Source organism: Roseivivax sp., from assembly GCF_054552075.1.
In genome coordinates this window covers 139,169-160,274 of sequence record NZ_JBTOLZ010000004.1, presented here as the reverse complement: position 1 = coordinate 160,274, position 21,106 = coordinate 139,169, and the positions used below count along the sequence as shown (strand labels likewise).

20 protein-coding genes and 1 tRNA gene are annotated in these 21,106 nt (G+C 68.7%); 9 read left to right on the top strand and 12 right to left on the bottom strand.

Features of this window, described 5'->3' with window-relative positions; genetic code table 11:
- Positions 1 to 20: 20 nt before the first annotated feature.
- Genes ACX938_RS04700 through ACX938_RS04690 form a run of 3 tightly spaced genes read left to right on the top strand, consistent with a single transcriptional unit; the run spans position 21 to position 1,445 of the window.
- Positions 21 to 749, top strand: coding sequence for a heme ABC transporter permease (locus ACX938_RS04700; RefSeq protein WP_232752707.1), 729 nt, complete (start codon positions 21 to 23; stop codon positions 747 to 749).
- A complete protein-coding gene (gene ccmD / locus ACX938_RS04695; RefSeq protein WP_370634868.1) occupies positions 749 to 895 on the top strand; it encodes a heme exporter protein CcmD in 147 nt (48 codons plus the stop codon). Before ACX938_RS04700 ends, ccmD begins: the two co-directional genes overlap by 1 nt.
- Entirely contained in the window at positions 888 to 1,445 is a 558-nt protein-coding gene (locus ACX938_RS04690; RefSeq protein WP_459430169.1) for a DsbE family thiol:disulfide interchange protein, read from the top strand. The genes ccmD and ACX938_RS04690 overlap by 8 nt, the downstream gene beginning before the upstream one ends.
- A gap of 77 nt (positions 1,446 to 1,522) precedes the next feature.
- Here ACX938_RS04690 and ACX938_RS04685 read toward each other — a convergent pair whose 3' ends face one another.
- The 3 genes from ACX938_RS04685 to acnA form a co-directional block, all read right to left on the bottom strand.
- Complete coding sequence (locus ACX938_RS04685; protein WP_459430168.1) at positions 1,523 to 1,723, bottom strand: hypothetical protein; 201 nt, start codon at positions 1,721 to 1,723, stop codon at positions 1,523 to 1,525.
- 235 nt (positions 1,724 to 1,958) lie between these two features.
- Positions 1,959 to 3,266 (bottom strand): short-chain fatty acid transporter, encoded by a 1,308-nt coding sequence (locus ACX938_RS04680; protein ID WP_459430167.1) that lies wholly within the window; start codon positions 3,264 to 3,266, stop codon positions 1,959 to 1,961.
- 644 nt (positions 3,267 to 3,910) lie between these two features.
- Positions 3,911 to 6,700, bottom strand: a complete 2,790-nt coding sequence (acnA, locus tag ACX938_RS04675) for an aconitate hydratase AcnA (RefSeq protein ID WP_459430166.1) — start codon at positions 6,698 to 6,700, stop codon at positions 3,911 to 3,913.
- A gap of 221 nt (positions 6,701 to 6,921) precedes the next feature.
- Here acnA and ACX938_RS04670 point away from each other — a divergent pair, with 221 nt between their 5' ends.
- Positions 6,922 to 7,626, top strand: a complete 705-nt coding sequence (locus tag ACX938_RS04670) for a DUF1223 domain-containing protein (RefSeq protein ID WP_459430165.1) — start codon at positions 6,922 to 6,924, stop codon at positions 7,624 to 7,626.
- Between the two features lie 244 nt (positions 7,627 to 7,870).
- Here ACX938_RS04670 and ACX938_RS04665 read toward each other — a convergent pair whose 3' ends face one another.
- The 3 genes from ACX938_RS04665 to purB form a co-directional block, all read right to left on the bottom strand.
- Positions 7,871 to 8,890 (bottom strand): lysophospholipid acyltransferase family protein, encoded by a 1,020-nt coding sequence (locus tag ACX938_RS04665; protein WP_459430164.1) that lies wholly within the window; start codon positions 8,888 to 8,890, stop codon positions 7,871 to 7,873.
- 153 nt (positions 8,891 to 9,043) lie between these two features.
- Entirely contained in the window at positions 9,044 to 9,196 is a 153-nt protein-coding gene (locus ACX938_RS04660; protein WP_232752715.1) for an adenylosuccinate lyase, read from the bottom strand.
- A gap of 943 nt (positions 9,197 to 10,139) precedes the next feature.
- Positions 10,140 to 11,447: an adenylosuccinate lyase gene (gene purB / locus ACX938_RS04655; RefSeq protein ID WP_459430163.1), complete on the bottom strand. Its 1,308-nt coding sequence runs from the start codon at positions 11,445 to 11,447 to the stop codon at positions 10,140 to 10,142.
- Between the two features lie 86 nt (positions 11,448 to 11,533).
- Between purB and ACX938_RS04650 the strand changes: the two genes are divergently transcribed.
- From ACX938_RS04650 to ACX938_RS04640, 3 genes are all read left to right on the top strand, one after another.
- Complete coding sequence (locus tag ACX938_RS04650; protein ID WP_232752717.1) at positions 11,534 to 11,998, top strand: DUF6314 family protein; 465 nt, start codon at positions 11,534 to 11,536, stop codon at positions 11,996 to 11,998.
- Between the two features lie 73 nt (positions 11,999 to 12,071).
- On the top strand, positions 12,072 to 12,671 hold the full coding sequence (locus tag ACX938_RS04645; protein ID WP_232752718.1) for a biotin transporter BioY: 600 nt from the start codon (positions 12,072 to 12,074) through the stop codon (positions 12,669 to 12,671).
- Positions 12,668 to 13,519, top strand: coding sequence for a heme-dependent oxidative N-demethylase family protein (locus tag ACX938_RS04640; protein WP_459430162.1), 852 nt, complete (start codon positions 12,668 to 12,670; stop codon positions 13,517 to 13,519). The genes ACX938_RS04645 and ACX938_RS04640 overlap by 4 nt, the downstream gene beginning before the upstream one ends.
- Here ACX938_RS04640 and ACX938_RS04635 read toward each other — a convergent pair.
- From ACX938_RS04635 to ACX938_RS04615, 5 genes are all read right to left on the bottom strand, one after another.
- On the bottom strand, positions 13,484 to 14,329 hold the full coding sequence (locus tag ACX938_RS04635; RefSeq protein ID WP_459430161.1) for a hypothetical protein: 846 nt from the start codon (positions 14,327 to 14,329) through the stop codon (positions 13,484 to 13,486). The two genes, ACX938_RS04640 and ACX938_RS04635, sit on opposite strands and share 36 nt — an antisense overlap.
- Positions 14,330 to 14,457: 128 nt before the next feature.
- A complete protein-coding gene (locus ACX938_RS04630) occupies positions 14,458 to 15,273 on the bottom strand; it encodes a lytic murein transglycosylase (protein WP_232752721.1) in 816 nt (271 codons plus the stop codon).
- A gap of 114 nt (positions 15,274 to 15,387) precedes the next feature.
- Positions 15,388 to 16,176: a hypothetical protein gene (locus ACX938_RS04625; RefSeq protein ID WP_459430160.1), complete on the bottom strand. Its 789-nt coding sequence runs from the start codon at positions 16,174 to 16,176 to the stop codon at positions 15,388 to 15,390.
- A 361-nt stretch (positions 16,177 to 16,537) separates the two neighbouring features.
- The gene (glnA, locus tag ACX938_RS04620) at positions 16,538 to 17,944 is read right to left on the bottom strand and encodes a type I glutamate--ammonia ligase (protein WP_232752723.1); all 1,407 of its coding nucleotides are present in this window, start codon (positions 17,942 to 17,944) and stop codon (positions 16,538 to 16,540) included.
- Positions 17,945 to 17,990: 46 nt separating this feature from the next.
- Entirely contained in the window at positions 17,991 to 18,329 is a 339-nt protein-coding gene (locus tag ACX938_RS04615; protein ID WP_232752725.1) for a P-II family nitrogen regulator, read from the bottom strand.
- 168 nt (positions 18,330 to 18,497) lie between these two features.
- Here ACX938_RS04615 and ACX938_RS04610 point away from each other — a divergent pair, with 168 nt between their 5' ends.
- Entirely contained in the window at positions 18,498 to 20,174 is a 1,677-nt protein-coding gene (locus ACX938_RS04610) for an NAD(P)H-hydrate dehydratase (protein WP_459430159.1), read from the top strand.
- A gap of 170 nt (positions 20,175 to 20,344) precedes the next feature.
- Here the strand turns inward: ACX938_RS04610 and ACX938_RS04605 are convergent, their stop codons facing one another.
- Positions 20,345 to 20,809, bottom strand: coding sequence for a Hint domain-containing protein (locus ACX938_RS04605; protein WP_459430237.1), 465 nt, complete (start codon positions 20,807 to 20,809; stop codon positions 20,345 to 20,347).
- Between the two features lie 205 nt (positions 20,810 to 21,014).
- On the opposite strand from ACX938_RS04605, the gene ACX938_RS04600 reads away from it, so the two are divergent.
- A tRNA-Leu gene (locus ACX938_RS04600) sits at positions 21,015 to 21,099 on the top strand.
- Positions 21,100 to 21,106: the final 7 nt, after the last annotated feature.

Genomic DNA, 21,106 nt, shown 5'->3' with positions numbered 1-21,106 from the left:
GAAGGCACTAGAGAACCGCCATGTCGCTTTGGGAATACGCAAATCCGGTCAAGTTCATCCGCGCCACGGACAGGGTGCTGCCCTGGCTCGCGGGGCTCGCGGGGGCCTGCCTGGTGGTCGGGCTGATCTGGGGGTTCTTCTTCACCCCCGACGACTTCCGCCAGGGTTCGACGGTGAAGATTATCTACCTGCATGTGCCCTCGGCGCTGATGGCGATCAACGGCTGGCTGATGATGCTGGTGGCCTCGCTGGTCTGGATCGTGCGGCGCCACCATGTCAGCGCGCTGGCGGCCCGGGCGGCGGCGCCGGTGGGCGCGGTGATGACGGTGATCGCGCTGGCGACCGGGGCGATCTGGGGCCAGCCGATGTGGGGCACCTACTGGGCCTGGGACCCGCGGCTCACTTCCTTCCTGATCCTGTTCCTCTTCTACCTGGGCTATATCGCGCTTTGGGCGGCAGTGGAGAACGACGACACCGCGGCGGATCTGACCTCGATCCTCTGCCTCGTGGGCTCGGTCTTCGCGGTGCTCTCGCGCTACGCCGTCAACTTCTGGAACCAGGGGCTGCACCAGGGCGCCTCGCTGTCGCTCGACAAGGAGGAGAACGTGGCGGATGTCTTCTACCTGCCGCTCCTCGTCTGCATGGGCGGCTTCATCCTTCTGTTCATCGCGCTTGTCTTCCTGCGCACCCAGACCGAGATCCGGGCGCGGCGGATGCGGGTGCTGCTCGCGCGGGAGCGCATGGCCTGATGCCCGATCTTGGAAAATACGCCGATACGGTCCTGTCCGCTTATGCGGTGACCTTGGTGCTGCTGGCGCTTCTGGTGCTGGCCAGCGTGCTGCGCGCGCGCCAGGTCAAGCGCCAGCTCGAACGGGTGGAGGCGCGCAATGGCTAGGATCTCGCCGCTCATGGTGCTGCCGCCCCTAATCTTCGCGGCCTTCGCGGGGCTCGCCTATGTCGGCATGCAGCGCGAGGACCCCGACGGGCTGCCCTCGACGCGCGTCGGCCAGGCGGCGCCGCCGGTGACCGAGGCGCGGCTGGCGGACTACCCGGGCCTCGTGGAGGGCGACCTGACCGAGGGGCAGGTGACGCTGGTGAACTTCTGGGCGAGCTGGTGTCCGCCCTGCCGGGCGGAGCATCCGAAGCTCCTGGAGCTGGCCGAGGCGGGCGTGCGGATCGTCGGGGTGAACATCAAGGACAAGCCCGGCGCGGCCGAGAGCTACCTGGTCGACGAGGAGAACCCCTTTGCCGCGGTGGCCTTCGATCCGCAGGGGCGGACGGCGATCGACTGGGGCGTGACCGCGCCGCCGGAGACCTTCATCCTCGATGCCGAGGGCACGGTGCTCTACCGCTTCATCGGCCCGCTGATCGGGGCCGATTACGAGAACCGCTTCAAGCCCGAGCTCGAGGCGGCGCAGGGCGCGGAGCTGGCCGCGGACGGCTGAGCGCGGGCGCTTTTTCAGGATTTCGGGGGTGAGAGCCGGGCAGGGCGCGCCCTTGGGCGCGCGCTGCGGCGCGGCCCTTATGACGGCCGTCCGGCTTCGCGCAGCGCGGGCAGGGGCGCCTCGGGGCGCTCGCCCTCCATGTCGGCGCTGGCGGTCAGACAGGCTGCCTCGGCGGGGCCGCAGAGCGGGGCCTGGTTGGCGTGCTCGTCGGCGCCGCTCGCGCCGTAGACGGTCAGGCCGATCAGCGCGGCGGCCTGCAGGATGGTCAGGATCTTCATGTCGCGTCCCGTGGGGTTTTTCTTGCCTCGGCGGGAGATGGGGCTGCGGGGGCCGCTTCGCCAGAGGGCGCGGCGTGCGGGGCGGGGCCATCGGCGGGATGCCGCACAGTGACGGGCGGGAAGCCGCCCGGGTAGCGGCGCTGCCGGTCGATCAATTGCTCTGAGCCCCGGAACAAAAACCGGCCCGCGCCTGAGGCACGGGCCGGTCTCGTTTGTCAGCATGGGTCCCGCAGGCTCAGAGGAAACTGAGCCCCAGCGCGATGATCGCGCCCGAAAGCACCAGGTGCACGATGCAGAAGCCCATGATGTCCTTGGCGCGCAGACCCGCGATGCCGAGGATCGGCAGCGCCCAGAAGGGCTGCACCATGTTGGTCCAGGCATCGCCCCAGGCCACCGCCATGGCGGCGCGGGCCGCATCGGTGCCGAGCGCCTCGGCCGCGGGCAGGATCACCGGGGCCTGCACCGCCCATTGGCCGCCGCCCGAGGGCACGAAGAAGTTCACCACGCCCGCCGAGAGGAAGGTCCAGAATGGCAGGGTCGCCGCGCTGGCAAAGCCGATCAGCCCCTCGGAGATCGAGGCTGCCAGCCCCGAATCGACCATGATCGCCATGATGCCCGCGTAGAAGGGGAACTGGATGACGATGCCGGCGCCGCCCTTGACCGCCTCGGTCAGGGCGTCGAGCAGGTTGCGCGGCGTGCCGTGCAGCAGGATCGCCAGCGTCAGGAAGAGGAAGTTGATGACGTTGAGCGAGAGCCCGCCGCCGGAGGCGAAATGGCTCGCCACCCAGGCCAGCCCGCCGATGCCGATCAGCACCGAGAGGATCGGGCTGTTCTCGATCCATTCCGCCGGGGTCGGCGAGGCCGGTTTCTCGCGCGGGGTCTCCTTCAGGAGCTCGGGGTCGACGAAGACCTCCTCGCCGGATTTCGGCATCATCGCGCGGTTGATCAGCGGCACCGCGATGAAAAGCGCGATGACGATCACCAGGTTGTAGGCCGAGAAGATCGTCTCGCCGGTGGGCACCACGCCGATCTGCTCGGCGAAGGGGTGGCCTTCGGTCGCGATCGAGAGCGGCACCGAGCCCGCGAGCCCGCCGTGCCAGACGATGAAGCCCGAATAGGCCGAGGCGACCAGGAGCCGGTAGTCGACCTTGACCGCGCGGGCGAGCTCCTTGGCGAAGAGCGCGCCGACGACGAGGCCGAAGCCCCAGTTGATCCAGCTGGCCGCGAGCGAGACCAGGCTGACGAGCAGGATCGCCCCCGAGGCGCCCTTGGCGAGGCCCGCGAGCCGGGCGAGGAGCCCGCGCACAAGCGGCGTCGAGGCCATCATGTAGCCGGTGACCAGCACCAGGAGCATCTGCATGGAGAAGCTCAGGAGCGACCAGAATCCGTCGCCCCAGATTTCCACCACCTCGAGCGGGGTGGTGCCCTGGGTCAGGATCGCCGCCAGCGCCGCGATGAGCGTCAGCACCAGGACGAAGACGAAGGGATCGGGAAGGTATCTGTCGACCACCCGGACGAGCGGCCGCGAGACGGCGTTGAGCATGTCGTGCCTCCTTTCACGTGTCCCGCGAGCCCCTATCAAGCGACGTGGCGGAACCCAACGGAGAGCCGGGATTGCGTTTCCGCAAGGGCGGGGTGGGGTGGTTGGTTGGGGGGTTGGGGGCGGGGAACGCTCCGGGCATGCTGGGGGGCGTTTGTGCGGCGGTAGAGTAGGGTTTGGCACAAGGCGCGAGACGCAAGGCCCGAGGCAGAGAACTGGGACTGGTCTCAACACCAGACAGCGTCACAACCAAACGAAACACATGGCATTCCGGGCCCGCCCCTTGCCGCAGCGCCCCCTTGCGCCCGAATAGCACCGAAGGTGCCGGGCGCGCGCCGGACCGGCCCCTTGGGCCGGCGCTCCTTGGGTGGCGCGCTTAGCTCGCAGCGAGCAATGACCTTGCTGGGATAAAGTGCCTAGCCCAGAGGTCAGCAGCGCCGGCCCCCGGTCCGGCGCGCGCCCTCTGTTGCGCGGGCTTGGCGGGTGGTCGAAGGGAACGGTTCAAAGCCGGGCAGGGCGGTGACGGCCCCCGATCATCCGCAGGAATGCCGCCGAACGCGCACTCCCCCCAACCCCAAAAAAAACGCGCCGCCCAACCAAGGGCGGCGCGCATCGTCATCCTGGAAGCCCAGAGGCAAAGCCCCCGATCAGGCCGCCTTCGCCAGGTTGCGCAGCACGTAGTGCAGCACGCCGCCGTGCTTGACGTAATCCACCTCGATCGCCGTATCGATGCGGCACTTGAGGGTGATCTCCTTCTCCGAGCCGTCCTCGAAGGTGATCTTGCAGGGCAGCTCCGCGCCCGGCGTCACCGCGTCGAGGCCGGAGATCGAGACGGTCTCCTTGCCGGTCAGCCCGAGGCTCTTGCGGGTCTCGCCGCCGGTGAACTCGAAGGGCACCACGCCGAAGCCGACGAGGTTGGAGCGGTGGATCCGCTCGAAGCTCTCCGCGATCACCGCCTTGACGCCCAGAAGCGCCGTGCCCTTGGCCGCCCAGTCGCGCGAGGAGCCCGCGCCATACTGCTCGCCGCCGAAGATCACGAGCGGCGTGCCCTGCTCCTGGAAGGCCATGGCCGCGTCGAAGATCGCCGCCTGGTTGCCCTCAGGGTCGAGCGTGTAGCCGCCCTCGACGCCGTCCAGCATCTCGTTCTTGATGCGGATGTTGGCGAAGGTGCCGCGCATCATCACCTCGTGGTTGCCGCGGCGCGAGCCGTAGGAGTTGAACTCCCGCGGCGGCACCTGGCGGTCGACCAGGTATTGACCGGCCGGGGTGGTCTCCTTGAAGGAGCCCGCCGGCGAGATGTGGTCGGTGGTGATCATGTCGCCCAGGACCGCCAGCACGCGGGCGCCCTCGACGTTCTCGATCTCGCCCGGCTCCTTGGACATGCCCTGGAAATACGGCGGGTTCTGCACGTAGGTCGAGGTCGCCGGCCAGTCGTAGGTCTCGGCGTCGGTGGTCTCGACCTCCTGCCACTTCTCGTCGCCCTTGAAGACGTCGGCGTATTTCTCCTGGAAGCTCTCGCGCGTGACGGTCTTCTCGACCAGCTCGGAGATCTCGGCCTGGGTCGGCCAGATGTCCTTGAGGTAGACATCGTTGCCGTCGTGGTCCTGGCCGATCGGGTCGTTCGCCACGTCGATGTTCATGTCACCGGCGATGGCATAGGCGACCACCAGCGGCGGCGAGGCCAGGTAGTTGGCGCGCACGTCGGGGCTGATCCGGCCTTCGAAGTTGCGGTTGCCCGAAAGCACCGAGACCCCGATCAGGTCGTTGTCGGAGATGCACTTGGAAATCTCGGGCGCCAGCGGGCCGGAGTTGCCGATGCAGGTGGTGCAGCCGTAGCCGACGAGGTTGAAGCCGATGGCGTCGAGCTCTTCCTGCAGGCCCGAGGCCTCAAGGTAGGCCGAGACCACCTGCGAGCCCGGGGCCAGCGAGGTCTTCACCCAGGGCTGACGGTCGAGGCCCTTCTCGCGCGCCTTCTTGGCGACGAGGCCGGCACCGATCATCACATAGGGGTTCGAGGTGTTGGTGCAGGAGGTGATCGAGGCGATCACCACCGAGCCGTCATGCAGCTGGAACTCGACCTCGTCGCCGTCGATGTCCTTCATCTTGACGAAGCCGCGCTTGTGCTTGCCGCTGTCGCCGGGGATGTCGCGGGGCTCGGGCATACCGCCTTCGCCTTCCCAGCGGACCTCTTCCTTGGCGGTGGCGTCCTTGGCCTCGCGCTGGCCTTCGACATACTTGTGGAAGGTCTCGGCGGCGGCGTCGAGGTTGACGTGATCCTGCGGGCGCTTCGGGCCCGAGATCGCGGGCTTCACGGTGCCCATGTCCAGCTCGAGCGTATCCGAGAAGACCGGCTCGGAGCCGGTCTCGCGCCACATGCCCTGCTCCTTGGCATAGGCTTCGACCAGCGCGATGCGGTCCTCGTCGCGGCCAGTGGTGCGCAGGTAGCGCAGGGTCTCGTCGTCGATCGGGAAGAAGGCGCAGGTGGCGCCGAACTCGGGGGACATGTTGCCGATGGTGGCGCGGTCCGCGAGCGTCACGTTGTCGAGCCCGTCGCCGTAGAATTCGACGAACTTGCCGACCACACCCTTCTCGCGCAGCATCTGGCAGACGCGCAGGACGAGGTCGGTGGCGGTGGTGCCCTCGACCATCTCGCCGGTCAGCTTGAAGCCGATGACCTCGGGGATCAGCATGGAGATCGGCTGGCCCAGCATGGCCGCCTCGGCCTCGATGCCGCCGACGCCCCAGCCCAGGACCGCCGCGCCGTTCACCATGGTGGTGTGGCTGTCGGTGCCGACCAGCGTGTCGGGATAGGCCACGGTCTCGCCGTTCTGGTCCTCGTCGGTCCAGATCACCTGGCTCAGGTACTCGAGGTTGACCTGGTGGCAGATGCCGGTGCCCGGCGGCACCACGCGGAAGTTGTTGAAGGCCTTCTGGCCCCACTTCAGGAAGGTGTAGCGCTCGATGTTGCGCTCGTATTCCCGGTCGACGTTCATCTGGAAGGCGCGCGGGTTGCCGAACTCGTCGATCATCACCGAGTGGTCGATGACCAGGTCGACGGGGTTCAGCGGGTTGATCTTCTGGGCGTCGCCGCCAAGCGCCTGGATGCCGTCGCGCATCGCCGCGAGATCGACCACCGCGGGCACGCCGGTGAAGTCCTGCATCAGCACGCGGGCCGGGCGGTAGGCCAGCTCGCGGTTGGCGCGGCCGCCGTTCGCGGCCCAGTCCGAGAAGGCCTTGATGTCATCGGTCTCGACGGTCTTGCCGTCCTCGAAGCGCAGCATGTTCTCGAGCACCACCTTCAGCGACTTGGGCAGTTTCGAGAAATCTCCGAGCCCCGCCTTCTCGGCGGCGGCGATCGAGTAGAACGAGACGGAATTGCCGCCCGCGGTCAACGTCTGGCGGGTCTTGGCCGTGTCCTGGCCAACGGTGATGGGCATAGGAAGCCTCCATGCTTGACGTGAGAAGTGAGGACTTGGGCGCTATCTGCATCAAGCCCGGTGCCCGATCAAGGGGCTGTCATCAAAATTGTATACCATTGTGCACGAAGGCCGGCGGCGGGGGCGCGGCAGGGCGCCCTCGCGGGCTCTCGCAATTCCTTGATTGTTCATTACACCAGCCTGACGGTAGACCTTTCAAGGTTCGAAGATCGCGGGGAAGCATGCGTCTCACTGACCTTTTGCGGGCGGCCGTCCTGGCCGCGGGCCTTACCACAGGCGCATCGGCCCAAGCCGGCGACGCGCCGGTGGTGGTCGAGCTTTACACCTCGCAGGGCTGTTCCTCCTGTCCGCCCGCCGATGCGCTCCTGAGCGAGCTGGCGGGCCGCGAGGGCGTCATCGCGCTGGCGCTGCACGTCGATTACTGGGACTACATCGGCTGGAAGGACAGCTTCGCCCGGCCCGCCTTCACCGCCCGCCAGAAGGGCTATGCCGAGGCCGCGGGCCGGCGCTCGATCTACACCCCGCAGATGATCATCGACGGCACCCATGACGTGGTGGGCAACCGCGCCAAGGACGTGACCGCGCTCATCGCCCGCGAAGAGGGGCAGGGCACGCCGGTGGACCTGACGCTCGACCGCCAGGGCGACCGGCTGAGCATCGCGCTCTCGGCCGATGCGCCGGTCGGGCCGCTCGAGCTGCACCTGGTGCGCTACCGCCCCAAGGCGCAGGTCGCCATCGCCCGCGGCGAGAACGCCGGCCACAAGCTCAGCTATTCGCATATCGTGACCGATTGGGACGTGGTCGCGCGCTGGGACGGCGAGGGCGAGTTCGAGGCCGACGTGCTGGTGAGCGGCGACAGCCCGATCGTGGTGCTCGCGCAAACCCCGGGCTACGGCCCGATCGTGACCGCGGCGGAGCTGCGCTGAGGGCTTGAGCGCGGGTCGCTCGGGCTGCGCGGACGGCTGAGGTCGGTTTTTGCCATGAAGACGGGGCAGGGTGCGCGGGGCGCGCTCTGGGGCCAAGGGCGTCGCGGTTGTGTCTTGTGATGTGCGCTAGTCTGCGCCGCGAGGTGCCGAGGCCGGGCCGCGCGGTTTCTCTGCATCCATTTTCGGGTCAGCTTTTGACGTCCCGGCCCATGCGCTGCCAGCTTCCAGACCCGCAGCCCCGCTCTCAGCCGCTTTTCTTCGCCGCCGCTTCCGCCGCCCGGCGGGCGCGTTTCTTCGCCTGCTTGCTCTGCCGGCGCGGCTTCCAGCGGCGGTGGATCCAGAACCACTGCGCCGGGTCCTCCTCGATCCGCGCCTCGAGGCGGCGGGTCATCTCGCGGGTCATCTCCACCGGGTCGCCATGGGCAATGGAGGCCTCGAAGACGCAGGCGAAGCTCACCCCGTCGGGCTGGCGGATGCCGAAGAAAGGCACCAGCAGAGCCCCGGTCTTCACCGCGATCTCCGCCGCCGAGGTCAGCGTCGGCGCGGGCTTGCCGAGAAAGTCGATCTTCGCGCCCGAGCTGTCGTAGACATCGAAGAGCAGCACCCCCATGCCGCCCTGCCGGATGTGCCGGATCAGCCCCATGGTCCCGCGCCGTCCCTGCTCGAAGACCGGCCCCGAGAGCGCATGCATGTTCCGCGCGTAATGGGCGTTGAAAAAGGGGTTGGTCATCGGCCGGTAGAGCCCGCCGATCTGGTAGCCGCGCGCCACCAGCGCCGCGCGCGGGGCTTCGAAATTGCCGTAATGCCCGGTGACGAAGAGCACCGGCCGGCCCTCGGCGCGGGCGGCCTCGATCTCCGGGAGGCCCGCGCCCGAGAGCGGCGCCTCGGCCATGCGGTCGCGCAGCCCGGTGACGTCGTAGTTCTCGATCATGGTGCGCCCGGCGTTGCGCGCGGCGCCGCGCGCGATCTCGCGGCGGCGCTCGGCGGGCAGGTCGGGCCAGACGTAGTCGAGGTTGGCCTCGGCGCGTTCGCGGTAGCCCGCGAGGGGTGCGACGACCCGCGAGACCACGCCCCCCATGAGCGCCAGCCGCGCCCGGAGCGGGATCCGCAGCGCCAGCGCGATCAGCCCGCGCAAGAGGCGGTCGGTGATCCAGTCGGCGCGGCTGCCCTCGAGGGGCTCCGCGGGCTCGGGCTGCTCGGCGGGCGCGGTCCGGGTCTGGCTCTCGGGGCTCTGGTCGGGACTCTGATCGGGGGGCTTGGTCATCCCGCCCGTCTTAGGGGCGCGCCGGGGAGGCGGCAAGGGCGGGGTGGCCGGTGCGGCTGGCGGGGCGCTGTTCGGGTCCGCGGACCTCCGCGCAAAGAGAAAGGGCGGCCCCGTAATTGGGCCGCCCTGACATAAGAGAGCCTACGCTCGGGATCAGCCGGTCACGACCTTACAACTCTGACTCGCTGCGTCATAGACGGTGCCCTCGGCGCAGGTGATGCTGGCCTGTCCGTGTCCGCAGGCGGCATAGGCCGTCAGGGTGGAACAGACCGTCAGGGCGAAAGCCGCGAATGCCGTCTTGATCATCTCTTCTGTCTCCATGCTGGATGGGGCGATGATACCACGGGTTGACGTTACGTCAAAACGGGGAATCTGGCCCGGAGACGGGCGGTTGGGTGTTTGGGGGGTGGTTTTGATGGCGGCGCAGAGGGGCAGGGCCCGGTCTTGGACTTGGGGCGCATCGCCGGTCGATGGCGGCTCGGGGCACGGCGCTCCGTGGCTCCGTCCAAGCGGCCTCAGCACACCCGACCCCGGCAAAACCGCCAAACCCAACCACCCTCGCGCGCCCTCTGTTGGCGTTGGTGGAAAGGGTGGCGGCGCGGCGCAAAGCGACAGCGCGTTGATCAGACCTCTACGTTGGACGCCACGCCGGGGCCAAGGCGCCCTCTTGCGCCCGAATAGCATCGAAGATGCCGGGCGCGCGCCGGACCGGCCCTATGGGCCGGCGCTCTTGGGGGTGGCGTGCATAGCTTGTCGCTAGCCCTGACCTTGCCGGGATAAAGCGCACAGCTCTCCCGTCAGCAGCGCCGGCCCCCGGTCCGGCGCGCGCCCTCCGTTGGCGCTGGTTGAGAGGGTGGCGGGGCGGTATGAGGCGACAGCGCGACGATCAGACCTCTCGGTAGGACGCCACGCCGGGGCCAAGGCACCCCCTTGCGCCAGAACAGCATCGAAGATGCCGGGCGCGCGCCGGACCGGCCCTATGGGCCGGCGCTCCTGGGGCTGGCGTGCTTAGATCACCTCTAGTCCTGACCTTGCTTCCATAAAGCGCACAGCCCCGAGGTCGGCAGCGCCGGCCCCCGGTCCGGCGCGCGCCCTCTGTCTAGCTGGTGGAGAGGGTGGTGGGGCGGTCCAAGGCGTCGGCGCGTTGATCAGACCTCTCGGTTGGACGCCACGCCGGAGCCAAGCCGCCGCCTTGCGCCTGAACAGGACCTTAGGTGTCGGACCGGCCCCCCCAGACCGCCGCGCCCCCTCAGCTCTCGCCGAAGACCCGCTGGAAGATCGTGTCGACGTGCTTGGTGTGATACCCGAGGTCGAACTTCTCCTCGATCTCGCCCGCGCTCAGCGCCGCGGTGACCTCGCCGTCCTTCAGGAGCTCCTCCTTGAAGTCCGCGCCTTGCTCCCAGACCTTCATGGCGTTGCGCTGCACCAGGCGGTAGGCGTCCTCGCGGCTCACCCCGGCCTGGGTCAGCGCCAGGAGTACCCGCTGGGACATCACCAGTCCGCGGAACTTGTGCATGTTGGCCAGCATGGTCTCGGGGTAGACGACCAGGTTCTCGATCACCCCGGTCAGCCGCGCCAGCGCGAAATCGAGCGTCACCGTCGTGTCCGGCCCGATGTTCCGCTCGACCGAGGAATGCGAGATGTCGCGCTCGTGCCAGAGCGCCACGTTCTCCATCGCCGGCACCACCGCCATGCGCACCAGCCGCGCCAGCCCGGTGAGGTTCTCGGTCAGGACCGGGTTGCGCTTGTGCGGCATCGCCGAGGACCCTTTCTGGCCCTTGGAGAAGAACTCCTCCGCCTCCAGCACCTCGGTGCGCTGCATGTGACGGATCTCGGTGGCGATGTTCTCGATCGAGGAGCCGACGACGCCCATGGCCGCGAAGAAGGCGGCGTGGCGGTCGCGCGGAATCACCTGGGTCGAGATCGGCTCCGGCTTGAGGCCGAGCTTGGCGCAGACGTGCTCCTCGACCGAGGGGTCGATATTGGCGAAGGTGCCGACGGCGCCGGAGATCGCGCCGGTCGCCACCTCCTCGCGGGCGGTTTTCATGCGCGCGAGGTTGCGGTCCATCTCGGCGTAGAAGCGCGCGAAGGTCAGGCCCATGGTGGTGGGCTCGGCATGGATGCCGTGGCTGCGCCCGATGCGGACGGTCTCGCGGTGCTCGAAGGCGCGGGTCTTGAGCGCGGCCAAAAGCTTCTCCAGATCGGCGATCAGGATGTCGGCGGCGCGCACCAGCTGGATGTTGAAGGTCGTGTCGAGCACATCCGAGGAGGTCATCCCCTGGTGCACGAAGCGCGCCTCGTCGGCGCCCACGATCTCGGAGAGATGGGTGAGGAAGGCGATCACGTCATGCTTGGTCACCGCCTCGATCTCGTCGATGCGGGCGACGTCGAAATCCACGCCGTCGGCCTTCCAGACCGCCTCGGCATTGGCCTTGGGGATCACCCCCAGCGCGGCCTGGGCGTCGCAGGCATGGGCCTCGATCTCGAACCAGATGCGGAATTTCGTCTCGGGCGCCCAGATCGCGACCATGTCGGGGCGGGAATAGCGAGGGATCATGCGGGGCAGCCTTTCCTGACTTGTAACGGCATCGCGCGCGGTCTTAGACTGAACCCCACACATTGGACAAGGGAAGGGAGGCGCGCATGACGATCCACCTCTCGACCCGCCCCGCGCCCGATCTGCCCCGAGAGCTCGATGATTTCACTGGCGCCTGGCGGTTCCGCAGAAAGATTTACGACCGCAAGCTCGGGCAGGAAAGCGACGGGCAGGGCGTCCTGACCTTCGCCCCCGAGGGCGACGGGCTGATCTACCACGAGGTGCTGACGCTCTCGATGCCGGGCCAGCCGCCGATCGAGGGCAGCCGCCGCTACCGCTGGCGTCCGGGGCCGCGCGGCATCGAGGTCCTCTTCGAGGACGGGCGGCCCTTCCACCAGCTGGGCCTCGGCGAAAGCCGCCCCTGCGACCTGCACCCCTGCGGCGAGGACCGCTACGAGGTGACCTATGATTTCGGCGACTGGCCGATCTGGGGCGCGACCTGGGAAGTGCGCGGACCGCGCAAGGACTACCGCATGGACACGCTCTACGTGCGCGAGAAATCCTGCCGCTGAGCTTCGGGGTTGCGCGCCGCGCCGCGGCACGGCATGAAGTCCCGAAGGGTTCAATGACACGAGGGAGACCCCGATGACGGAAGCGCTCAACCGCAACGTGCTGGTGGAGATGTTCGGCGCCACCGAAGGTGCCGCTCTGCGGGCGAAACAGGCCGCCTTGGTGGTCGTGGGGATCGCCTTCCTGGCGCTTGCCGCCAAGATCAAGGTGCCGATGTGGCCCGTGCCGATCACCATGGGCACCTTCGCGGTGCTGACCGTGGGCGCCGCCTATGGCCCGCGCCTCGGCCTGGCGACGATCCTGGGCTACATGATCATCGGCGCGCTCGGCTTCGACGTCTTCGCGGGCTCGAGCGCGGAAAGCGCCGGCCTCACCTACATGATGGGCGGCACCGGCGGCTACCTGGTGGGCTACGTGCTGGCGACGCTGGCGCTGGGTGTCGCGGCCCGCGCGGGCTGGGACCGCTCGATGCCGAAGATGGCGGGCGCCATGCTGCTCGGCAACGTGATCATCTACGTCCCGGGCCTGGTCTGGCTCGGCATGCTCTACGGCTGGGACAAGCCGATCCTGCAGTGGGGCCTGACGCCCTTCCTGATCGGTGACGCGCTGAAGCTGGCGCTGGCCGCGGGCCTTCTCCCGCTGGTCTGGAAGCTGGTCGGCGACGCCCGCCGGTGAGCGTGAGACAGGACGGACAGAACGCGGCGCGCCGGGAGACCGGCGCGCCGTTTGCGTTTGAGGAAGGCCCCCCGGTCCTGCAGCGGCATCTGCCCTATGACCCGGGTGCCGGCGCACGGCTGCCGGGCACGAGGCCCCTGGGCGAGGCGCCCTGGCTCATCGCCGACGAGGCCTATGCCGGCCAGATGGCCCTGCGCGACCGGCTCTTGGCCGATTGCCCCGAGGTGGTGCTGGCCCTCGATCCCGGCGCCCGGCCCGCCGCGCAGGAGCTGCTGGAAGAGGTGCTGGCGGAGCTGCCCGCGGGCTTCGCGCAGGCGGGCGATCAGGTCACCCGGCCCGACGGCGTGAGCATCGCGATCGACCCCGCGCGCCCGATGGAGACGCTCTGCCGCCTGGTGCAGGAAGACCTCTGCATTCTCGAAAAACCCGAGGGCGCGGAGGAACACGTCCTGACCGCCGCGGCGCTCTGTTTTCCCGCGCGCTGGCGGCTCTCGGAGAAATTCATGCGCCCGCTGGTGGCGATCCACGCGCCGGTGCCGGAATACGACGAAGGCGTCGCGCGCCGGGTGCAGCGGATGTTCGACGGGCTGCGCCCCGGCCTGCCGATCTGGCGCTTCAACGTGCTCTGGCACGACGATCCGACGCTGCATCAGCCAGGCCCGCCCGCCGCGCGGCCGAAATGGGCGCCCGAGCGCGCGGCCTACCTGCGCACCGAGCGGCAAGTGCTGCGGCGGCTGCCGAAGACCCGCGCGGTCATCTTCTCGATCCATACCTACATGCTGGCGGCGGAGGATGTGCCCGAGGGGCCCGGATCAGCTGCCGATGATGTTCAGAAGCGGGTCGAATAGCCCGTTTTTCCAGAACACCACCGCGACACCACCCAGGGCCAGCATATGGCCGAAGGTCCGAAGCGGCAGCGCCGCGGCGAGGCTGCGCAGGAGCGAGCGGCGGCGCGGCGCCTCGCCCGCCTCTTCGGCCTCGCGGGCCTCGGCCTTCTCGGCAATCGCGGCGATCCGGGCGAAATCGGCGTCCTGGAACTCGTCGACCTGGTCCTCGTCGAAGACCTGGGGCGCGCGGGCCTCGATGTCGCGGCGCGCGGCGGCGCGGCGGCGGGCGACCTCGGCCTGGCGTTCCTCGCCGTGGCCGGGCTCGCTGACCACGGGAATGTCCTCGAACATCCGCGCCAGGCTCTTCTCGATGTCCTCGGTCGACTGGGTGCTCTCGGGCGTATCGGCCATCTCGCGGCGCTGCCGCTTCGGCGAGACGTAGGAGCAGGAAATCTGGAACTCCTCGGGCGAGAGCTTGGTGCGCGGGTCGAGCCATTCGACGTGCCGCGCGTCCACCCGCTGCAGCGCCTTCAGCACGATGTCCGAGAGGATCTCGACCGTGCGGTCCATGGGCAGCGCCTCGGCATTGGCGCGCGGGGCGATGCGGAAGACGATGCGGCCGCCCGCGCCGGGCGAGACCTGGGTGGTCAGCTTCACGATCAGCCGGTCCGAGGCGACCGCCCCGTGCTTCAGCGAGACCTTGGGCTCGCCGCCCCCGGCCATGTCCTGGCGGGCAAGGCTCTGGGCCACGAGACGCAGGAACCGATCCTGCTCGACACTGACGGCATGGGCGATGGCGATGGCAGCATAAGGGCGCAAGATGAGGCTCACGAATTCTGGTCTGTCGGGCGAGTCCCGACCTGTGCCCAAGCTAGCCGGACATTGGGGTCAAACTTGGGCCAAAGACGCACAGTTCTGCGCAATTTCGGCCCCGGGTCCGACCCCCGGCGGCATCCCGCTCAGCCGTCGATCTGCCGCGCCATGATCGCGATGGCCTGCTGGTAGACCGTGGCCGCGTTCCAGGCCTCGATCACCCGGAAATTCGGCTGGCCCTGCTGGTAGCCCTGGCCCGGGCGCCAGCCCTTCTGGCGCAGGAAGTTCGCGGTCGAGGCCAGGGCATCGGTTTCATTGTAGAAATCGACCCGGCCGTCGCCGTTGCCGTCGACCCCGTAGCGCAGGGCGTTGCCGGGCAGGAACTGGGTGTGACCCAGCTCTCCGTGTTTGGCGCCGCGGGTCTGGCGGGTGATCGAGCCGCGGTCGACCAGCTTCAGCGCGCCCAGGGCATGCGGCTTGAAGAACTCCGAGCGGCGGCAGTCGAAGGCCAGGGTGGTGATCGCCGAGACCACCTCGCTGTCGCCCATGAAGCGGCCGAAGCCGGTCTCCATGCCGTGGATCGCGATCAGCACGCCCGCCGGCACCCCGTAGGCGCGTTCAAGCGAGGCGTAGAAATTGGCGTTGCGCGCCTTGCGGTCGCGGCCCTGGCGCACGATGGTCGCCGATCCGCGGATCTCCATGAACTTGTCGAGCGAATAGCGAAAGCTCTTCTGGTTGCGGTCGGCGCTTATGGTGGACTGCGAATAGCGCGTGTTCGACAGCGCCTCGAGACCGCGCTGCCCGACGCCGGCGGCCGAGGCCTGGCGGGCGAAATCGGCCTTCCAGGCCTCGAAGCCCGAAGAGGTGTTCGAACAAGAGGCCGCGCTGGCGCTGCCTGCGGCAAGGGCCGCGCCAAGCGCGGCGGTCAGGCCGACGACGGCCAGGGAAATGCGACGTTGCATGGATGTCCTCGTTCCGGCGAAATGACTGCCGCAGGAGCCTAGCCTCGAATGCGCGCAAGACAAAGGTGACTCTGCGAAAGAGCAAACGCCGGGGCGCGGGCCCGGGGGCGCCGCCTAGAGGTTCGTCACGATGTCGGCCATGGCCCCGGTGGTGTCGAGCGCCACGAAGAGCCCGCTCAGCCCCATGGCCAGCGAGGCGAAGCGGAAGTCCTCGCCCTTGACCAGGTTGTGCACGATGACCGGCGCGGCGACCGGCAGCGAGATCGAGGCCACCGCCAGCGACATCGCCCAGGTCGAGAGCCGCACCGTGGTCGGCTGGATGCCCGCGGCCTCGCGCAGCTCTTCCAGTTCCTCGGGCGTGGCGGGGCGGCGCAGCACCTCGCGCAGGTGTTTCTCGTAGGCGCGGACATGGGCGTCGGCGCGCAGCGCGCGCGGCGCAACGCCGGTATTTGCGATCTCGGGCAGGGCATGCCGCGGCTCCACGGCCACCTCGGCATGGTCGACGCGGCGCGGGCGCACCGGGCGGCAGGGCGCGGCATCGGGCGCGAAGGCTTCGAGGAAGGCGTCGCGCGGCAGCGGCACCTCGGTTTCGAGCCAGACCACCGAGCCCGGCGCCTGGTTCAGCGCGAAGGTGCGGGTGATCCCGGCCAGGAGTTTCTTGACCGGCTGGGCCTCGGGCCCGGGCCGGAAGACGCCGATCACCAGGTAGGTCGCGGTCGCGTCGCGCTGGATGTCCAGCGTGATCGCATGCGCCCCGGCGCTGGCCTCGAGGCCGCTCGAGCGCGCCTCGATCTCGGACGGGCCGAGGCCCTGTTGGCCGATCGCCACCGCCAGGCTTCTGCCCAGCTCGTCGATCGGAAATTCCGCCTCCGCTTCGAAGACGAGTTTCGCCTGACATTTCATTGTCGGTCCCCAAGACATTCTGTCCCAAAGGATAGGGTGATGGGGAATAAGGGTGGGTTTTGGTGCTGATCTGGAAATTATTGCGGCGGCTTCGGCAAAATGCTGCAAAGCCGCTTTTGCGGCGCCACAATCCCGCCGCGATCCGCGCAATTTGCCACGCTTTGGGCGTATTTCGAGGGGTCCACGTGTGTCGTGGCGGGGCGTTCTACATAAAATTGTAGCGGAATCAGGGCGATGGCGGCGGCGCGCGCGGGCCGGTGTGGCAGAGGCCCCGGACACCCGATTCCAGACCGCCAGACCCCAAAAAGGAAAGGGCGCCCCGAAGGGCGCCCAAACCGGTCTTCCTGTCCCTCGGAAGGCCTTAGCAGCTGTAGTAGAGCTGGAATTCGACCGGATGGGGGGTGTGCTCGTAAAGCTCGAGCTCTTCCATCTTCAGGTCGATGTAGCCGTCGATCTGGTCCTTGGTGAAGACGTCACCGGCCAGCAGGAAGGCGTGATCGGCCTTCAGCGCGTCCAGCGCCTCGCGCAGCGAGCCACAGACGGTCGGGATGCCCTCGAGCTCTTCGGCCGGCAGGTCGTAGAGGTTCTTGTCCATCGCCTCGCCCGGGTCGATCTTGTTCTTGATGCCGTCGAGACCGGCCATCAGGAGCGCGGCGAAGCACAGGTAGGGGTTCGCCGAGGGATCGGGGAAGCGGGCCTCGACGCGCTTGGCCTTGGGGCTCTCGGTCCAGGGGATCCGCACGCAGCCCGAACGGTTGCGGGCCGAATAGGCGCGCAGCACGGGGGCTTCGAAGCCCGGGATCAGGCGCTTGTAGGAGTTGGTCGAGGGGTTGGTGAAGGCGTTCAGCGTCTTGGCGTGCTTCAGGATGCCGCCGATGAAGTAGAGCGCCTCCTGGCTGAGGTCGGCGTATTTGTCGCCCGCGAAGAGCGGCTTGCCGTCCTTCCAGATCGACATGTTGACGTGCATGCCGGTGCCGTTGTCGCCGTAGATCGGCTTCGGCATGAAGGTCGCCGACTTGCCGTAGGCGTCCGCCACGTTGTGGATGACGTACTTGTACTTCTGCAGCTGGTCGCCCTGGTCGGTCAGCGAGGAGAAGATCAGGCCCAGCTCGTGCTGGCAGGACGCCACCTCGTGGTGGTGCTTGTCGACCTTCATGCCCATGCGCTTCATGGTCGAGAGCATTTCCGAACGGATGTCCTGGCCGTGGTCGACCGGGTTCACCGGGAAGTAGCCGCCCTTGACGCCCGGGCGGTGGCCCATGTTGCCCATCTCGTAGTCGCTGTCAGTGTTCCAGGAGGCGTCGAGCGCGTCGACCTCGTAGGAAACCTTGTTCATCGCGTTGGAGAACTTGACGTTGTCGAAGAGGAAGAACTCCGCTTCGGGGCCGAAGTAGGCCGCGTCACCGATGCCCGAGGACTTCAGGTAGGCCTCGGCCTTCTCGGCGGTGCCGCGCGGGTCGCGCTCGTAGGGCTCGCCGGTGTCGGGCTCGACCACGGTGCAATGCAGGCAGAGCGTCTTCTCGGCGTAGAAGGGGTCGATATAGGCCGAGGTGGTGTCGGGGATCAGCTTCATGTCGGAAGCCTCGATCGACTTCCAGCCGGCGATCGAGGAGCCGTCGAACATGAAACCCTCGTCGAGGAAATCCTCGTCGACCTGGTCGTGCATCAGCGTGACGTGCTGCAGCTTGCCGCGCGGGTCGGTGAAGCGGATGTCGACATACTCGACGTCCTCGTCCTTCATCAGCTTGAGAACGGTGTCCTTGCTCATTCCCTGAGTTCCCTTTCTTGATATGGGGTCTGGCCGGGGGCCGGAGTTACAGCGCGTCGGCGCCGGTCTCTCCGGTCCGGATGCGGATGGCTTGCTCGACGGGGCTCACGAAGATCTTGCCGTCGCCGATCTTGTCGGTCTTGGCGGCCGAGACGATGGCCTCGATGGCGCCGTCGACCTGGTCGTCCTCGAGGACAACCTCGATTTTGACCTTGGGCAGGAAATCCACGACGTATTCCGCGCCGCGGTAGAGTTCGGTATGGCCCTTCTGCCGCCCGAAACCTTTCACCTCGACGACCGAGAGGCCCTGGATGCCCGCATCCTGGAGCGCCTCTTTCACCTCGTCGAGTTTGAAAGGCTTGATGATCGCCTCGATCTTTTTCATGCCTTGCCTCCTCGCAAACCGTTTGGAACGCTGCAGACCACGTCCGCCGGGGCGGGACAATTGCAGCTGCCGAAGAAAGCGGCAAGCGCCCGGATGCGCGGCGGGACGCGGTGAAAAAATGGGCGGGATGCCCGAAAAAGCATCAGTTTTGAATCGCGAGGAGGCGCAATGCGGCAGGAGAGCGGACCCGGGGGCGCGGTTCTCAGCGCCGAGGAGATGCGCGGCGCCGAGGCGGCCTGGATCGCGTCGGGGCACGGGAGCGGCGGCGAGCTGATGGAGCGCGCGGGGCAGGGGGCCGTCGCGGCGGTGTTCGCCGAGCGCCCGGATCTCGCCCGCGCGCCGCATGCCGCGCTGGTCCTGGCCGGGCCGGGCAACAACGGTGGCGACGGCTTCGTCATGGCGCGGCGGCTCGCGCATGAGGGCTGGGATGTGCGCGTCCTGGCCATGGCGGCGCCCGAGGCCATGCCGCCCGACGCCCGCGCCGCGGCCCTGGCCTGGCAGGAGATGGGCGGCGCGGTGGAGCCCTTGACCCCCGGGAGTGTCGCCGCGCAGCGCGGGGCGCCCTGTCACCTGGTGATCGACGCGGTCTTCGGCATCGGCCTCAACCGCCCCGTGGCGGGGGATCTGTCCGAGGCGCTGGGGCTTTCCGCCCTGCCGGGGGCTTTTCGCGTCGCGGTGGACCTGCCGAGCGGCTTCTGCGCCGAGAGCGGGCGGCTTCTCGGCCCCGAGGGCGCGGCGCATGACCTGCCGGTCGATCTGACCGTGACCTTCCACCGCCCGAAGCGCGGCCACCTGCTCGCGCCGCTGGCGTCCCGGCAGGGCGCGCTGCGGGTGGTCGACATCGGGTTGGAGGCGCGGGCTGGGGTGGCCGGTGCCGCGCCGCGTTCGGCTGACTCAGCTTTGGAACGCGAAGGCGGCGAGCAACCCAAGCGGGCGCGCGGTGGTGACGGCCACGCGGGCGGTGCCGACTCCAAACCTTCCCACCCGGGCGCGGTGCGCGCGGTCTCCGCGCCGGACCGCTCAGTTCTGAAACTTGCCGGGCACAAGTATGACCACGGCCATGCGCTGGTGCTTTCGGGTGGCTTCGGCAAAAGCGGCGCGGCGCGGCTGGCGGCGCGGGCGGCGCTGCGGGTTGGCGCGGGGCTGGTGAGCCTTGGCGCGCCGGGCAATGCCCAGGCCGAGATCGCCGCGCAGATCACCGCGCTGATGCTGCGCCGGATCGACGGCGCGCCCGACCTCGCCGAGGCGCTGGCGGACCCGCGGCTATCGGCGCTCTGCCTCGGCCCCGGGCTGGGCCTCTCCCGTGCGGAAGAGCTGGTGCCCGAGGCGCTGGCCTCGCGCCGGGCGGTGGTGCTGGATGCCGACGCACTGACCGCCTTCGAAGAGGCACCCGATCGGCTCTTCGAGGCCCTGCACGATGGCGCCGTGCTGACCCCGCATGGCGGCGAGTTCGCGCGGCTTTTCCCCGACCTCGCGGCGCGTCTCTCGGGCGAGGCGCCCCGCGGTCCGGCCTTCTCAAAGATCGAGGCCGCGCAAATGGCCGCCGCACGCTCGGGCGCGGTGGTGCTTCTGAAAGGCCCCGACACGGTGGTGGCCGCACCCGACGGGACGGCGCGGGTCATAGCCTCCTTCGGGGCGCGGGCGGTGCCCTGGCTGGCCACGGCCGGCGCGGGGGACGTCTTGAGCGGGCTGATCCTGGGGCTTCTGGCGCGCGGGCTGGCGCCGCTGGAGGCGGGAGCCCAGGGCGCAGCGCTGCATGTGGCCTGCGCCCGGGCGGCGGGGCCGGGGATGATCGCGGAGGATCTCGCGGAGAAACTGCCGGAGGTGCTGGCGGCGGTGGAGTGAGTGCGAGGTGCGGTGGGGCGGCTGTCCGGGGTGTTGGCGGGCGCGCTCAACTACACTCAGCCACTCGTCATCAGGCTTCGAAACCGGATGCACCGTCCGTCGCAACGAAACCCGATGCACCGCCCGTCACGGCACGCCAACTTTTGCCGAAGCATCCGCCGCGCGCAGTCTTAGGCCGCGCTCGTCTCCCGCACGGCGGCGGCCAGCTCCAGCCCTTCGGCGTAGATCACATGCGGCTCCGAGAAGACCAGCGCCACCAGCGTCACTTCCCGCAGGCCCGCGGGGCGGATGAACTCCCCGTCGACCAGCCGTTCGGCGGGCACCATGGCGCGGGCGCGCCCGTAAAGCGCCTGTGCGCGCCAGTCGCGGATCAGCACCTCCTGGCTGGCCGGCAGATCGGCGTCCGCCTCGGGGCGCATATGGCCCAGGCTGCCGGCGCGGATGGTGATCACCGGCACCTTTCCGCGCATGATCCGCAGGTCGTCGAGCGTGACCATGCCGCGGTCGCGGGTGATGATCCTGTCGCCGGGGGAGAGGTATTCCACCGGGATCTCGCCTTCGAGCGTCAGCACCCGGGTGCCCGCCAGAAGCGCGTTCGGCATGTCGTCACGAGAAAAATGGCGCAAGGGGACCACGTCCCCGCCTGCGCGCCGGACCGTTTTCGGTTCCATGGGCGCTACCCTGCTTGTTCCTGCCTCTTATTGTTCGGCAGAATATGGCAACAAGCGGTTAAAGTCGCGCTTTTTCTGAGCCCATTTTTCCTCTCGCATCCGGTTTCGCGCTTTGCTAGAGACCACCCCGATCAGGGGTCGGGCGCCGCTCGGCCCCGTCCCGGTATTGGCGGGTGTGGCGGAATTGGTAGACGCACCAGATTTAGGTTCTGGCGCCGCGAGGCGTGGGGGTTCAAGTCCCTCCACCCGCACCAGAGGATG